The organism is Salipiger sp., assembly GCF_059781815.1.
This window is the reverse complement of sequence record NZ_JBYNAH010000134.1, coordinates 1-14,045: the sequence shown is the minus strand read 5'-3', so window position 1 is coordinate 14,045 and position 14,045 is coordinate 1. Positions and strand designations below refer to the sequence as shown.

General features: G+C 68.5%; 12 protein-coding genes. 3 read left to right on the top strand and 9 right to left on the bottom strand.

Features of this window, described 5'->3' with window-relative positions; genetic code table 11:
- Window positions 1-140: 140 nt before the first annotated feature.
- Together AC6RA4_RS15625 and ggt are read right to left on the bottom strand one after the other, a co-directional pair.
- A complete protein-coding gene (locus AC6RA4_RS15625; RefSeq protein ID WP_500161852.1) occupies window positions 141-875 on the bottom strand; it encodes an SDR family NAD(P)-dependent oxidoreductase in 735 nt (244 codons plus the stop codon).
- A 32-nt stretch (window positions 876-907) separates the two neighbouring features.
- On the bottom strand, window positions 908-2,575 hold the full coding sequence (gene ggt, locus AC6RA4_RS15620; protein WP_500161850.1) for a gamma-glutamyltransferase: 1,668 nt from the start codon (window positions 2,573-2,575) through the stop codon (window positions 908-910).
- Between the two features lie 455 nt (window positions 2,576-3,030).
- Between ggt and AC6RA4_RS15615 the strand changes: the two genes are divergently transcribed.
- From AC6RA4_RS15615 to AC6RA4_RS15605, 3 genes are all read left to right on the top strand, one after another.
- Entirely contained in the window at window positions 3,031-4,032 is a 1,002-nt protein-coding gene (locus tag AC6RA4_RS15615) for a DctP family TRAP transporter solute-binding subunit (RefSeq protein ID WP_500161848.1), read from the top strand.
- Between the two features lie 65 nt (window positions 4,033-4,097).
- Window positions 4,098-4,607: a TRAP transporter small permease gene (locus tag AC6RA4_RS15610; RefSeq protein WP_500161846.1), complete on the top strand. Its 510-nt coding sequence runs from the start codon at window positions 4,098-4,100 to the stop codon at window positions 4,605-4,607.
- A gap of 6 nt (window positions 4,608-4,613) precedes the next feature.
- The gene (locus tag AC6RA4_RS15605) at window positions 4,614-5,891 is read left to right on the top strand and encodes a TRAP transporter large permease (RefSeq protein WP_500161844.1); all 1,278 of its coding nucleotides are present in this window, start codon (window positions 4,614-4,616) and stop codon (window positions 5,889-5,891) included.
- Between the two features lie 200 nt (window positions 5,892-6,091).
- Here the strand turns inward: AC6RA4_RS15605 and AC6RA4_RS15600 are convergent, their stop codons facing one another.
- The 7 genes from AC6RA4_RS15600 to AC6RA4_RS15570 form a co-directional block, all read right to left on the bottom strand.
- A complete protein-coding gene (locus tag AC6RA4_RS15600) occupies window positions 6,092-7,483 on the bottom strand; it encodes an FGGY family carbohydrate kinase (RefSeq protein ID WP_500161843.1) in 1,392 nt (463 codons plus the stop codon).
- Window positions 7,484-7,486: 3 nt separating this feature from the next.
- Window positions 7,487-8,704 (bottom strand): NAD(P)/FAD-dependent oxidoreductase, encoded by a 1,218-nt coding sequence (locus AC6RA4_RS15595; RefSeq protein ID WP_500161842.1) that lies wholly within the window; start codon window positions 8,702-8,704, stop codon window positions 7,487-7,489.
- A complete protein-coding gene (locus AC6RA4_RS15590) occupies window positions 8,701-10,095 on the bottom strand; it encodes an NAD(P)/FAD-dependent oxidoreductase (protein ID WP_500161840.1) in 1,395 nt (464 codons plus the stop codon). Before AC6RA4_RS15590 ends, AC6RA4_RS15595 begins: the two co-directional genes overlap by 4 nt.
- Before the next feature lie 299 nt (window positions 10,096-10,394).
- Window positions 10,395-11,168 (bottom strand): DeoR/GlpR family DNA-binding transcription regulator, encoded by a 774-nt coding sequence (locus tag AC6RA4_RS15585; RefSeq protein ID WP_500161838.1) that lies wholly within the window; start codon window positions 11,166-11,168, stop codon window positions 10,395-10,397.
- Window positions 11,169-11,349: 181 nt separating this feature from the next.
- On the bottom strand, window positions 11,350-12,141 hold the full coding sequence (eutC, locus tag AC6RA4_RS15580; RefSeq protein WP_500161837.1) for an ethanolamine ammonia-lyase subunit EutC: 792 nt from the start codon (window positions 12,139-12,141) through the stop codon (window positions 11,350-11,352).
- Complete coding sequence (locus AC6RA4_RS15575) at window positions 12,138-13,529, bottom strand: ethanolamine ammonia-lyase subunit EutB (RefSeq protein ID WP_500161835.1); 1,392 nt, start codon at window positions 13,527-13,529, stop codon at window positions 12,138-12,140. The genes eutC and AC6RA4_RS15575 overlap by 4 nt, the downstream gene beginning before the upstream one ends.
- A gap of 216 nt (window positions 13,530-13,745) precedes the next feature.
- A partial coding sequence (locus tag AC6RA4_RS15570; RefSeq protein WP_500161833.1) for an ATP-binding protein occupies window positions 13,746-14,045 on the bottom strand: 300 nt, incomplete at its 5' end.

Below are 14,045 nucleotides of genomic sequence, written 5' to 3'. Positions count from 1 at the left end.
AGCCCGTCCGGGCGGGCCGGCGATGGCGCGGCGGCCTGCGGCCTTGATTCCGCGCCGGGTCTCCGTTCGACAGCCTGAAATGAAAAAGACCCCCGCCGCAGCAATCCGCGACGAGGGCCTCGCAACTCAAATCCCAAACCTCAGGCGTGCTGCCCGCCGTTCACGTCGACCGAGGCGCCGTTGACGTAGGAGGCCTGCTCCGAGCACAGGAACAGCACCACCCGCGCCACCTCGTCGGGCTTGCCCAGACGCCGGAGCGGGATGATGTCGGCCATGTCCTCGGTGCCCGGCGACAGGATCTCGGTCTCGATCTCGCCCGGCGTCACGAGGTTCACCCTGACCCCGCGCGGGCCGAGCTCGGCCGCCGCCTCGCGGGTCAGCGCGTCGAGCGCCGCCTTCGAGCAGGCATAGGCCGCCCCCGCATAAGGGTGCACCCGCTTGCCCACGATCGAGCCCACGTTGACCACCGCGCCGCGCGCCCGCTCGAGTTCGGGCAGCAGATCGCGCATCAGCGCCGCCGGCCCCAGCAGGTTGACCGACAGCACCTGACGCCAGACCTCGTCGCTGCTCTCGGCGATGCCGAGCCGCGCGCCGCCTTCGCCCTTGGGCGAGATCCCGGCATTGTTGACGATGGCGTGCAGCCCGCTTTCCCCCAGCGTTTCGCGCACCCGCGCCACCAGATCGGCGCGCGCCTCGGCATCGGCGAGATCGCCCTGAAAATGGTCGGTCGAGCCCGCGTGCCAGGGGCAGCGCGAGTCGAAGGCGGTGCGCGACACGGTCAGCACCCGCCAGCCCGCCGCCTGGAACACCTTCACCGTGGCGTGGCCGATGCCGCGGCTCGCCCCGGTCAGCAGCAATGTCTTCTGATCTGTCATGGCCTCGCCTTTCTGCCCCTGCGACTCACGCCCTAGATGTGGAACGCAATGCCGTGATCGGCAAGGCCACCACCAAGCGCCGAGACGGTTCCGTCCGCCCGCCAACAGGCCGCGCCGGTCATTTCACCATTCTCCCCGAAGGCGATGGCGTTCATGCCGCCGCCGATATGCGGCACGATCTTCATCTCGTGCCCCATCGCCGCGAGCGCCGCTTCGTGATGCGCATAGCCCGGCTCGAGCTCCACATGCGCGCCCTCGGTCCAGATCCGAGGCGCCTCGACCGCCTGCTGCGGGGTCATGCCGAAATCGATCAGGTTGACGATGGCCTGCATCGCCGAGGGGAAGATCCGCACCGCGCCGGGCAGCCCCAGCGCAAAGCTCGGCTTGCCGTCCTTTAGCACGATCATCGGCGCCATCGAGGTCGGCACCCGCTTGCCCGGCGCGATCGACAGCGCCTTTCCCGGGTGCGGATCGAAATTGTACATGTAGTTGTTGGGGATCATGCCCGTTCCCGGCACCATGAAGCGCGCCCCGAAGAGCCCGTTGATGGTGTGGGTGGCCGAGACGATCATGCCGTCGCGGTCGGCCACGGTGATATGGGTGGTGTTGTTGCTCTCGTAGCCCGGCGGCACGTGGCCGGCACCGCCCGCGGGGCGCATGCGGGCGCGGCAGGCCTCGGCATAGTCCTTGGAGATCAGCTTCTCGACGGGGATGTCGACGAAATCCGGATCGCCCGAGGCGGCGCGGCGGTCCTCGAAACCGACACGGATCACCTCGGCCAGCAGGTGCAGGCGCTCGGGATTGTCGAAGCCCATCGCCTTCATGTCGTAGGCTTCGAGCATGTTGAGCATCTGTGCCACATGCACCCCCGAGGAGGCCGGCGGCGGCGGGCCGACGATGTCATGGCCGCGATAGCTGCCGAAGATCGCGTCGCGCTCGCGGGCGGTGTAACCCTCGAGATCGGCCATCGAGACATGGCCCGCGCCCTCGCCGCCGGTGGCCAGCGCCTCGACCAGCGCCTGCCCCAGCGCGCCGCCATGAAGCGCCGCGGCGCCTTCCTTGGCGACGAGCTTCAGGCTTTCGGCGTAATCGGCCTGCACGAGGCGATGCCCCGGCTTGGCCGGGCTGCCATCGGGAAGGAAATGGCGCGAGATCTCGGGATCCTTCGACATGTCCTCGGCGTGGCGCTCGATGTTCGACGACAGGTAGCTGGTCACCGGGAAGCCGCCGGCGGCCAGCCGGATCGCCGGGGCGATCACGTCGGCGAAGGGCAGCGCGCCGTGGGCGGCGTGCATCTGGCACCAGCCGCGCAGGTTACCCGGCACCGCCACCGACGACGCGCCGACGAGGTTCCGGCGGCCGGCGGTCTCCATGTAGTCGGGGAGCGCATCGGAGACCGGGGTGAACATGTCGGGCGTGGCCGAGGCCCCGGCCTGCGACAGGCAGTCATAGACCTTGTGGGTGCCGTCGGGCAGGCGCAGGTGCGAGACGCCGCCGCCGACGATGCCGACCATCATCGGCTCGACCACGGTGAGCGTGAGCAGCGCCGCGACCGCCGCATCGACGGCATTGCCGCCAAGCGCCATCATCTCGTGGCCGGCGGCAGAGCCCAGCGGGTGATTGGTCACCACCACGCCCTGCGACCCGCGTGCGGGGGTCTTGCGGCAGACAAAGGGCAAAGGGGTCTGGTCGGTGGTCATGCGTCTCGCTCTCTTTCCGGTTCCGCTTGTCTCTAGCACAACTCCGCGGCGCGGCGCAGCGGTTTGTGGTTTCGGTCAAAATATCTGTGCATCCGGCAAGCGGGCGAAAACGCCGCTCCCGCAGGCCCGGAAATCGCAGAATCGTTCCGGAAATCCTGACACAGGATGCGCCTTGTTCTTGCGGCGCGATGACCGTATGCGCCACCGCAAGCTGCGATTTTCGAGAATTTCCCCGTGCCCCACTGCCCGCATCCTCATGTTTTGCCCAATTTTGAGGCAAATTCTTTGGATTTACCGATAAAATCGGGCAAAATCCAACAAAACATCCAAAATTATGACCGAACAGTCGATATGAACTGATTATTCAGTCATACGCTGTCAGCACGAACCACCGCAGTTCCACCAACAGGGAATCGCCCGACGCGACGCAGACGGGCCACCGAAGGAGACAAGACATGACCTTTTCCAAACCCCTCGGCGCTCTGGTCGCCGCCGCCGCGCTGAGCGCCGCCATCGCCGCCCCCGCCGCCGCGCGCGACATCAAGATCGGCCATTTCGGCGCCCCGGGCACCCCGTTCGATCAGGGCGTGCAGTATTTCGCCGAGCAGGTCGAAGCGCTGTCGGACGGTGAATACACCGTGACCAACTTCCCCTCGGGCCAGCTTGGCAACGAAGCGCAGCAGATCGGCGCGCTGCAGGGCGGCCTGCAGGAGATGCTGATCACCTCCTCGACCAACCTGATCAAGTACAACGAGCTGTTCCAGCTCATCGACCTGCCCTTCGCCTTCGCTGATGACGCGGCCACCGACAAGGTGCTGCTCGGCGAGGTGGGCGACAAGATGCTGGCCGGTCTCGACGGCTCGGGCATGAAGGGCCTGACCTTCATCGACAACGGTTTCCGCGACCTGTCGAACTCCAAGCACGCCATCGAGAGCCTTTCCGATTTCGAGGGCCTGTCGTTTCGCGTCATCGGCGCGCCGGTCTTCATCAACACCTTCTCGGCGCTCGGCACCAACCCGGTTCCGATGCCCTTCCCCGAGGTCTACACCGCGCTCGAGACCGGCACCGTCGACGGCCAGGACAACCCGCTCCTGACCGTGCGCGACGTGAACTTCTTCGAGGTGCAGGACTACCTGACCACCTCCAAGCATGCCTACTCGGCGCTGGTGCTTCTGGTCAGCCAGCCGTTCTGGAACAGCCTGTCCGACGAGGACAAGGCGATCCTTCAGGAAGCGGCCGACAAGACCGCCATCGAGAACCGCAAGATCATGCGCGCCGCCGTCGAGGACGCCAAGGCGTTCCTGTCGAGCGAGGAAGGCGGCATGACCATTTCCGAGTTCACCCCCGAGGCCCGCGCCGAGATCGTCGAAGCGGTCGCGCCGGTGACCGAGGAGCTGATCACCGATGCGACCCGTCCGCTCTATGACGAGATGCAGGCCACGCTCGCCGCGGACTGATCGTATCGCCAAGGGGTCGGTGCCGCTCCCAGCGCCGGCCCCTTTTTTATACAAGGAGACCCTGAATGCCCGTCCTGCGCCTCGCCGAGAAACTGCTCGAGGCTCTCGTTGCCGCCCTGCTCTTCGCACTTGTGGCAATGGTCTTCGTCAACGTCATGCTGCGCTTCTTCATGAATTCCGGCATCGTGGTGACGGAAGAGCTGTCGCGGATCGTGCTGTCGATCCTGATCCTCAGCGGCGCCGTGCTCGCGCTGATCCAGCAACGCCACATCGCAATGACGCTGGTGGTCGACCGTCTGCCGAAGGGCGGCAAGAAGGTGATCGTCGCGCTGACCGGGGCGATCATGCTCTACGGCAACTACCTGCTCGCCAAGGGCGCGTGGATGCAGGCGACGCTGAACTTCTCCTCCTCCTATCCGATCTCCGGCCTGCCGATGGCGACGATCTACGTCGTGGCCACCCTTTCAGGCGCCGCGCTGGCGCTCGTGGTGGCGCTGCGCATGGTGCTGATCCTCTCGGGTCGCATGGAGCCGGAAACCTTCTTCCAGGCCGCCTCGGCCGATATCGCGGAGTGATCCTGCGTGACATTCGTTGTCTTCCTTTCCGTCCTGATCCTCGGCATCGTGATCGGCCTGCCCATCGCCTGGGCGCTGATCGCCTGCGGCATCGCGCTGATGCTGCATCTCGATTACTTCAACGCCCAGATCATCGCCCAGAACATGATCCTCGGCACCGACAACTTCATCCTGCTGGCGATCCCGTTCTTCATCCTCGCCGGTGAGCTGATGAACCGCGGCGGGCTCTCGCGCCGCATCATCGAGGTCGCCATGGCTGCCTTCGGCCACGTCTCCGGCGGTCTTGGCTACGTGGCGATCTGCGCCTCGCTGATCATGGCCTCGCTCTCGGGCTCGGCCATCGCCGACAGCGCCGCGCTGGCCGCGATCCTGATCCCGATGATGAAGCTCGGCAACTATCCCGAGGGCTCCTCGGGCGGCCTGCTCGCCGCCGGCGGGGTTATCGCCCCGGTGATCCCGCCCTCGATCGCGCTCGTGGTCTTTGGCGCCATCGCCAATGTCTCGATCAGCGGGCTCTTCATGGCCGCCATCGTGCCCGGCACGCTGATGGCCGTGTCGCTGATCGTCGCCTGGCGCTTCGTGTCGCGCGGCGGCGGCTTCCAGACGCTCGAGCGCCAGCCCCGCGCCGAGGTGCTCCGCGCGCTGTGGCGGGCGCTGCCGGCGCTGGTGCTGCCCATCGTGGTGATCGGCGGTCTGCGGGTCGGCATCTTCACCCCGACCGAGGCCGCGGTGATCGCCGCCGTCTACGCCGCGCTCGTCGGCGCCTTCGTCTACGGCGAGCTGACCCTCAAGAGCTTCTACGAAGGGCTCGTCGAGGCCGGCAAGACCTCGGCCGTGGTGATGTTTCTCATCGGCACCTCGATGGTCTCGGCCTGGCTGATCACCATCGCCAACCTGCCGACCCAAGTGATCGCCTTCCTGCAGCCCTTCATGGACACGCCGCAGCTTCTCGTGGGCATGATCGTGGTGCTGACGCTGCTGCTGGGCATGGTGCTCGACTTCACGCCGCTGAGCCTGATCCTGATGCCCATCGTGATCCCGCTCGCCAAGGCCGCCGGCATCGACCTGATCTATTTCGGCGTGGTCTTCACCATCGCCGGCGCGCTCGGGATGCTGACCCCGCCGGTGGGCAACGTGCTCAACGTGGTGGCCGGCGTCGGCAAGGTGCGGCTCGACAAGATCATGGTGGGCGTGCTGCCCTTCCTCTTCGCCGAGCTCGCGGTGCTGGGGCTCTTGGTGGCCTTCCCGTGGATCATCACCGGGCCGCTGGACCTGCTCCGCTAGGCCTGCTCAAGACACGCAGAACACCGGCCGGACCGAATTCTCCCCTGAGGTCCGGGCACAAGCGCCGCTCCCCCACCGGAGCGGCGCTTTCTTTTTGCATGCGGCCCTTGCCGGACTCGGCGTGCAGAAACAAAAAAACGCCGGATGGCAGGGCCACCCGGCGCGTTGCGCACATATCGCTGTCGGAACAGGGGGAGCAATCAGCCCCGCCAGCCTCGTGCGCGAGAAACAGCCTCGGAGAACCACGCCATGCGCGCCGCCCGGTCGCAGGGGCGCGGGCGGATCACCGCGCGCGGCGCCGGAGTGGGCAGCGTAGACCCTGCACCCAGAGCGGCGAGCTGCGCCGCGCCGAGCGCCGTCAGCTCCTCGGTGCCGGGCAGGACGATCTCGGCGCCAGTCATGTCGGCGAGGAACTGGCAGAGATAGGCCGAGCGCGTCAGCCCGCCATCCATCGACAGCCGCGCCACCGGCCCCATGCGCGCGATGACCTCGGCAGCGCGCAGGGCCACGCCCTCGATCAGCGCCTGCGCCATGTCCTCGCGGGTTGTCGCCCCGGTCATGCCGATGAACAGCCCGGCAGCGGAGCCGTCCCAATGCGGCGCCGCGAGACCAGCCAGCGCCGGCACGAAGGCCAGCCCCCGGTCGATGGCGGCGGGTGTCTCGAAATGGCCAAGCGCCTCGGGACTATCGAGCAGGCCGATGCGCAGCGCCCATTCCACCGCCGCCCCGGCGGCATGCACGCCGCCATCGACGGCGAAGGTTGTCTCACCGCCGATCTGCCAAGCCACGGTGGGCAGCAGGCCGCTGTCGTCCTCCGCAGGGCGGGTCTCGCCGGTGACCGCCAGCGCAAAGGCCCCGGTGCCGAAGGTGATCTTGGCATCGCCGGCCGCGCGGCAGCCATGCCCGTAGAGCGCCGCCTGCTGGTCGACCACCGCCGCCGTCACCGGCACGCCGCCGATCTTGCCGAAATCCGACACCGTCGGGCGGATCTCGGGCAGACACTCGATCGGCACGCCGAAGAGCGCGCAGAGCTCCGCGTCCCACTGGCCGGTCTCGAGCGACATCAGCGAAGTCCGCGAGGCGGTCGTCACATCGGTCAGCGCGTGTCCCGTCAGGTGCTGGAGAAAGAACGCATCCGTGGTGCCGAGCCGCAGCCGTCCGGCGCGGTGGGCCTGCTGGACCTCGGCGGAAGTCTCAAGCAGCCAGCCGAGCTTGGAGGCGGAGAAATACGGATCGAGCGGCAGCCCGGTGCGGGCCCGGACATGCTCGGCGTGCTCCGCCATGCCGGCGAGCTTCGCCTCGGTGCGGCGATCCTGCCAGACGATGACCGGAGACAGGGGCGCGCCGGTCTCCGCGTCCCAGGCGAGACAGCTCTCGCCCTGGTTCGACAGCGCAATCGCATCGACCGGCCCGGCGGCCTCGATCACCGCGCGCAGGTTGGCAAGCAGCTCCATCGGGTCGTGCTCGACCCGGTCGGCTTGCGGGAAAAGCTGTTCGTGCCGGACCGCGTGCACGATCTCGGCCCGGCCCGCCTCATTGGCGACCAGCCCCCGCGTGGAGGTCGTGCCCTGATCGAGCGCCAGTATCCGCATGCCTCAGTCTTCCCTCTCGAGCCACAGGCCAAGATCGCCCGAGAGCGCGTCAGACTCCAGTGCCGGAACCGACAGCCGCACCGGCTGCTCGGGATAGCTCTTCACCGAGCGCGCCGCCAGCTCGCGGCCGTTGGCATCGCTCAGCACAAGGCGGCCACGCACGGCGCCCTCGGTGCGGATGTTGAGCGTCGCCGCCGCGCCGGCGGCAAGCCGCTGCGGCACCACGTAGCGCAGCCCCGCGCCGGGCACCACGCGGGCGCCCGCGGCGGGCTCGGGCGTCTTGCGCAGATCCTTGAAGATCGCCTGCGCGACCCGGCGCCCCTCGGCCCAGCAATGGCCCGCGGTCTCAACCGGGTGCAGCACGTTGCCCGCGACGAACACCTGCGGATCCGAGCTGCGCCCCTCGGCGTCGATCTCCGGCCCCAGCGTGCCCGCGTCGAGCACCATGCCGCTTTGCCGCGCCACCGTGGCCTCGGGCGTGAAGCGCCCCGAGAAAACGATGCCGTCGCAGTCGAGCCGGCGCTCCTCGCCCTTGTGGCGGAGGCGCAGCGCCTCGACGCGGCGCGTGCCCTCGATGCTCAGCAGCTCGGCCCCGGTGAGCACCGGCACGCCCATCAGCCGCGCCAGCATCATGTCGATGCGGCGGGTCTGCGGGCGGTCGCGGGTCTCGACCATGGCGACGGGTTTGATGCCGTGACGGCGGCAGGTCAGCAGCGCCGAGAGCGCGACGATCTCGGAGCCGATGATCACCGGGCGCGAGAACGGGCGCTTGCCCTCGAGATAGACCAGCGACTGCAGCGCGCCGGTGTTCATTACGCCGACCGGGCGCACGCCCGGGGCGAGACGCTGCGCGCGGGTGCGCTCGCGGTTGCCGGTGGCGATGAGCACGCGGGTCGCGGTGATTGTTTGCGCGCCTTGCGTGGTTGCAAGCTCCAGCACGCCGCCGGGGCGGATCGCGGTCACGGTGGTGTCGGTGCGGATCTCGACGCCGGCCTCCCGTGCCGAGGCGACCAGCCGCTTCGCATAGGCCGGGCCGCTCAGCACGCGGCGGAATTCGCGCAGCCCGAAGGGCGGGTGGCCGCAATGACGCGGGATGCCCCCGGCCTCGCCGAACCGCTCGAGCACCACCACGCGGCACAGGCCGAGCTTGCTCAGCTCCAGCGCCGCGCCAAGCCCGGCGGGGCCACCGCCGACGATGGCCACATCACAGGTCGTGCTCATGCCGCGTCCTCCGGCAGGATCGGCGCGCTCAGCTTGCCCTCGGTCAGGATGGCGATGCGTCCGAGGCAGTTGAAGCCCTGGCAGCGGCCCATGGCGCAGCGGGTGCGACGGCGCAGACCGCCGAAATCGCCCGGCGGCAGCTGGCTGTCGAAGGCGGCGCGGATCTCGCGCGCGGTGACCATCTCGCAATGGCAGACGATGCCGTCATGGCCGGGGAACTGGTAATCGCGCGGCAGGTGCTCGGCGAGGTTGGGCATCGAGGGCGCCATCGGATCGTTGGGCTTCGACCAGGCCAGCGAGTTGCTCTCGCTCCACAGCGCGAAGACGTGGCGGGCAATGCCCAGCGCCGCCGTGAGCCCGGTGGAGCGGATGCCGCCGGCGCAGTAATAGCCAAGCTCGGCATCGGCATGGACGCGGTATTCCTTGCGTTCGGTGGCGGGGCGCAGCCCGGCATAGACCGCCGTCACCGGCATATCTTCGAGCGCCGGCACCAGCTCGACCGCCTTGGCGATGAGCATCTCGAGCTCGGGGGTCGTCACGTCGGGGCGGTCGCGCGCCTCCTGCTCTTCGGCGGTGGGCCCGACCAACAGGTTGCCAAAGGCGGTGCGGGTCAGCACCACGCCCTTGGTGCGATCGTTGGGCACCGGCAGCAGGATGGTGCGCAGATGCTCCGAGGCGGCCTTGTCGAAGACGACGAACTGGCCCTTGCGCGGGCGGATTTCGAAGGACGGCTTGCCGGTGAGGATCTCCTCCACCTTGTCGCCGTAGAGCCCGGCGCAGTTGACCACGGTCTTGGCCATCAGCGGGCCGGCCCCGGTCTCGAGCTGCCAGGTGTCGCCGTCGCGGCGCGCGGCGGTGAGCGGCGCGTTGAAGCGGAACTCGGCCCCCAGCGCCTTGGCCTGCGTGGCATAGGCCAGCGGCGCCGACCACGGATCGATGACATGCTCGCGCGGGACCAGAAGCGCGCCGCGCACGTGGGAGGCCAGCGCGGGCTCGCGGGCCAGCACCTCGTCGCGGCTCAGGATGCGCGTGTCGGTCACGCCATTGCCCTGCGCCTGCGCCAGCAGGTCGGGCAGGCGCGCTTCCTCGTCCTCGGTCCAGGCAGCCACCATGGCGCCGGTCTCGAGCACCGGCAGGTTCATCGCCTCGCGGATCTCCATATACTCGTCATAGGCCGCCTGCATGCAGGACAGCTCGAGCGAGTCCGGCGGCGCGTCAAAGCCGGTGTGCAGGATCGCGCTGTTGGCCTTGGAGGCCCCCGAGAGGATGTCGGGCGCGGCCTCGAGCACGCAGACCCGCGCGCCTTCAAGCGCGAAGCGGCGCGCCATGGCGCAGCCGACCACGCCCGCGCCGATGATCGCGACATCCATTTCGGCAGAAAAATCAGCCAAGCCTCGTCTCCGTCCTAGAATCGTCCCGCCGAAATGCTCGGATTGCACCGCGACTTTTCCTGAACGTGCATAAATTTGACCGAATCCACAATATTGACCGGAGGGAATTCGAAAGATTCACCCAATTCGGTCAGAATTCTGCGGATTTTTTCGGCAGACCGAGACCCGAGGCCCCGGCGTGTGCGGTCACGCGGCGATGGCCAGGACGTTGCCGCCCTACGGACGCAAAAACACCGGGCGCGCGCTTTGCGGCCCGGTGCCTCCGGTCTGGATCGTCTTGAAAGCCCGCGCCGGGCGCCTCAGGCGATGACCACCTCGACGCCCGCCTCGGCCAGCGCTTCGGCCATCTCGGGCTCGGGCGCGCGGTCGGTGACCAGCCGGTCGACCGCCGAGAGCGGCGCGACCTCGAACACCGCCGCACGGTCAAGCTTGCTGTGATCGGCCAGCACGGTGAGCTTGGCGCCGCGGGCGACCATGGCGCGGGCCATCTCGGTCTCGCGCAGGTCGTAATCCATGATCTCGCCGCGGGTCATGCCGCCGATGGTCAGCACCACGTGCTCGGCCTTGAAGCGTCCGAGCTGCTCGATGGCCAGCGCGCCCAGTGTCTCGCGCCCCTCGGCGGCGATCTCGCCGCCCAGCAGGTAGAGCCTGTGATGGCCCTCGGGACGCGCCAGCAGGCCGGCGATCTCGGGCGAGTTGGTGATGACGGTCAGCCCGCGCCGCCGCGCCAGAGCGCGGGCGAAGGCGATGGTGGTCGAGCCGGTATCGACGAAGATCACAGCGCCCTCGTCGAAAAGCTCGGCAGCACAGCGCCCGATGGCGGTCTTCTCCGCGGTCATCGTCACCATGCGGGCCTCGAACGGCCCCTCGGTGAGGCCGCTGTCGGTGAAGCTCGCGGTCTTGCGGGCGCCGCCGTGGAACTTGCGGATGCGCCCCGCGGTGTCGAGCTCGTTGAGATCGCGGCGGATTGTTTCACGTGACGTCTCGAACTGCTCGGAGAGCGCATCGACATGCACCTCTCCGCATTCCTCGACAAGCTGCACGATTGCCTCGCGGCGGGCGGCCGGTTTCATGCGGCGTCCTTTCTGGTCCTGCGTGCCGGGCCTGCCGATACTGGCGATCCGGTCACGGCGTCTTGCCTGTTCCCACTCTGTGGCCGAAGCCCCCGGCCTTCGCAACCGGGCGCGGCCTTGAGACGCGGGCGACGCTGCGCAACGCGCGGCCTCCGGGAGCTTGCGGGAACCGGCGCCATGCTCATCCTTCGATCTGCGCCTTGGCGTCGACGGTGACCGTGCGGTCCTTCAGCCCGACGCCGGAGAGCTGCAGCTTGAACGCCTCACGGGTCAGCCATGCGGCGCGGTAGGCCGCGTCCTCGTAGCTCTGCCCGCCGGGGCGGATGTTGGAGATGCAGTTGCGGTCGGCATCGGTGCGCCCGACCTTGGGCGCCCATGTCAGGTAAAGCCCGAGGCTGTCGGCAGCCGAAAGACCCGGGCGCTCGCCGATCATCATCACCACCAGCTTCGCACCGAGGATCGCGGCGATCTCGTCTCCGATGGCCACCCGGCCCTGCGTTGCCACCACCAGCGGCGCAACGCTAAGCCCGGCCTCTTCCAGCAGCGGCTGGAAGGCCTTGAGGAAACCCGGCGCCGATTGCTGCGTCGCCAGCGACGAGAGCCCGTCGGCCAGCACCAGCGCCACATCGGGCGCGCTCGCGGGCCGGGCGGCCTCGAGCTTTGCAACCGAGTCCGCATCGAGCCTACGGCCCCAATCGGGCCGTTGCAGATAGGCGGCGCGGTCGGGCGCGCGGCTGGCCACCCGCAGCAGCGGCTGGCCGAGATCGGCCTCGAGCGCGTCGAGATCGAGCGGCGAGTGCACCGCCGTGCGGGCCTGCGCATGCGCCATCTGGAACTCGAGATTGCGCGCGGTCGAGAGCGACACGCCGGTGCGGCCCAGCGCGATCCGCGCCGAGGTGTGGCGGCGCAGCCCGGCCCACGGGTCTTCGGCACGCTGTTCGTCGGGCGTGAAGAGATCGGGGAGCTTGGTCATTCGGCCTCCAAAAGCGTCATGCGTTGCGACAGCGCGGCGGGCGGGCGACTGGCCGGGGTGAAGGCGCCGTCGGAGGGCATCAGCCCCATCTTGTCGAGCCATTCCTCGAATTCCGGCGCCGGGCGCAGGCCGAGCACGCGGCGAGCATAGAGGGCATCGTGGAACGAGGTGGTCTGGTAGCTCAGCATCACATCATCCGAGCCCGGGATGCCCATGATATAGGTGATCCCCGCCGCCGCCAGCAGCGTCAGCAGCGTGTCCATGTCGTTCTGGTCGGCCTCGGCGTGGTTGGTGTAGCAGATGTCGCAGCCCATGGGCACGCCGAGCAGCTTGCCGCAGAAATGGTCCTCGAGCCCGGCGCGGATGATCTGCCGCCCGTCATAGAGGTATTCCGGGCCGATGAAGCCGACCACCGTGTTGACCAGGAGCGGCTGGTACTTGCGCGCCACCGCGTAGGCGCGGGCCTCGAGCGTCTGCTGGTCGACGCCGTGATGCGCATCGGCCGACAGGCACGAGCCCTGCCCGGTCTCGAAATACATGCAGTTCTGCCCGACCGTGCCGCGCTTGAGCGACTGCGTCGCGTCATGGCCCTCGGTCAGGATGTCGAGATTGATGCCGAAGGAGGTGTTGGCGGCCTCGGTGCCGGCGATCGACTGGAAGGTCAGGTCGACAGGGGCGCCCTCTTCGATCGCGGCCATGGTGTTGGTGACGTGGCTCAGCACGCAGGATTGCGTCGGCACGTTGTATTCCTGGATCACCTCATCGAGCAGGTGCAGCAGTTCAACCGTGGCATGCAGGTTGTCGGTGGCCGGGTTGATGCCGATCACCGCGTCGCCCGAGCCATACATCAGCCCGTCGAAGGTCGAGGCGGCGATGCCGCGCAGATCGTCGGTGGGGTGGTTGGGCTGCAGCCGGGTCGAGAGCCGCTTCTCGAGGCCGATGGTGTTGCGGAACTTCGTCACCACGCGGCATTTCGAGGCGATCAGGATCAGATCCTGATTGCGGCAGATCTTCGAGACCGCCGCGACGATCTCGGGCGTCAGCCCCGGCGCCAGCGCCGCCAGCGTCGCGCTGTCGGCGGCATCCGACAGCAGCCAGTCGCGGAAATCGCCCACGGTCATGTGGCTGATCGGCGCGAAGGCGGCCTTGTCGTGGGTGTCGATGATCAGCCGCGTGACCTCGTCGGCCTCGTAGGGGATCAGCGCCTCGGTCAGGAAGGTCTTGAGCGGCAGATCGGCCAGCGCGGCCTGCGCGGCAACGCGCTCGACATCGGTCGCGGCGGCGATCCCGGCGAGTTGGTCGCCCGAGCGCAGCGGCGTGGCCCGCGCCATCAGCGTCCTGAGATCCGGGAACCGGAAGAGCTCGGCCCCGACTTGATGGCTGTACATGTCAGCCCTCCGTTCAAAATAGACGATGCGCGCCAAGGCGATGTGCGAAGGCGCGGTTTTCGATGTGCCCGTTCGGGCAGATTAGCATGAATCAAGTGCCCGAACGGTCTTGTGTCGAGTGTTAGGCGAGGTTTCGCCCCCGGTCCATTGCGCGGGGCCCGTGTGAGCGGCACCGAAATGCAAAGCGGCGCATATTTGGGCAGTTCGCGAGGCGCTTCAGGCCCGGCGGATGGTGAAGACCGCCCGCAGGCCATGCGGCGCGGTCTCGAAGCGCAGCTCGCCGCCATGCATCATGGCGATGGTCGAGACGATGCTGAGCCCGAGCCCGGTGCCGTCGGTGAAGCGGGCGTTCTCGCCGCGGCGGAACGGCGCCATCAGGGCCTCGATCTCCTCCAGCGGGCGGCGGCCGCCCTCGTCCTCGACCGAGATCGTCGCCATGTCGACGCCAGCTTCGAGCCGCACCACCGCGCGGCGGCCGTATTTCAGCGCGTTGTCGATCAGATTCGACAGCGCCCG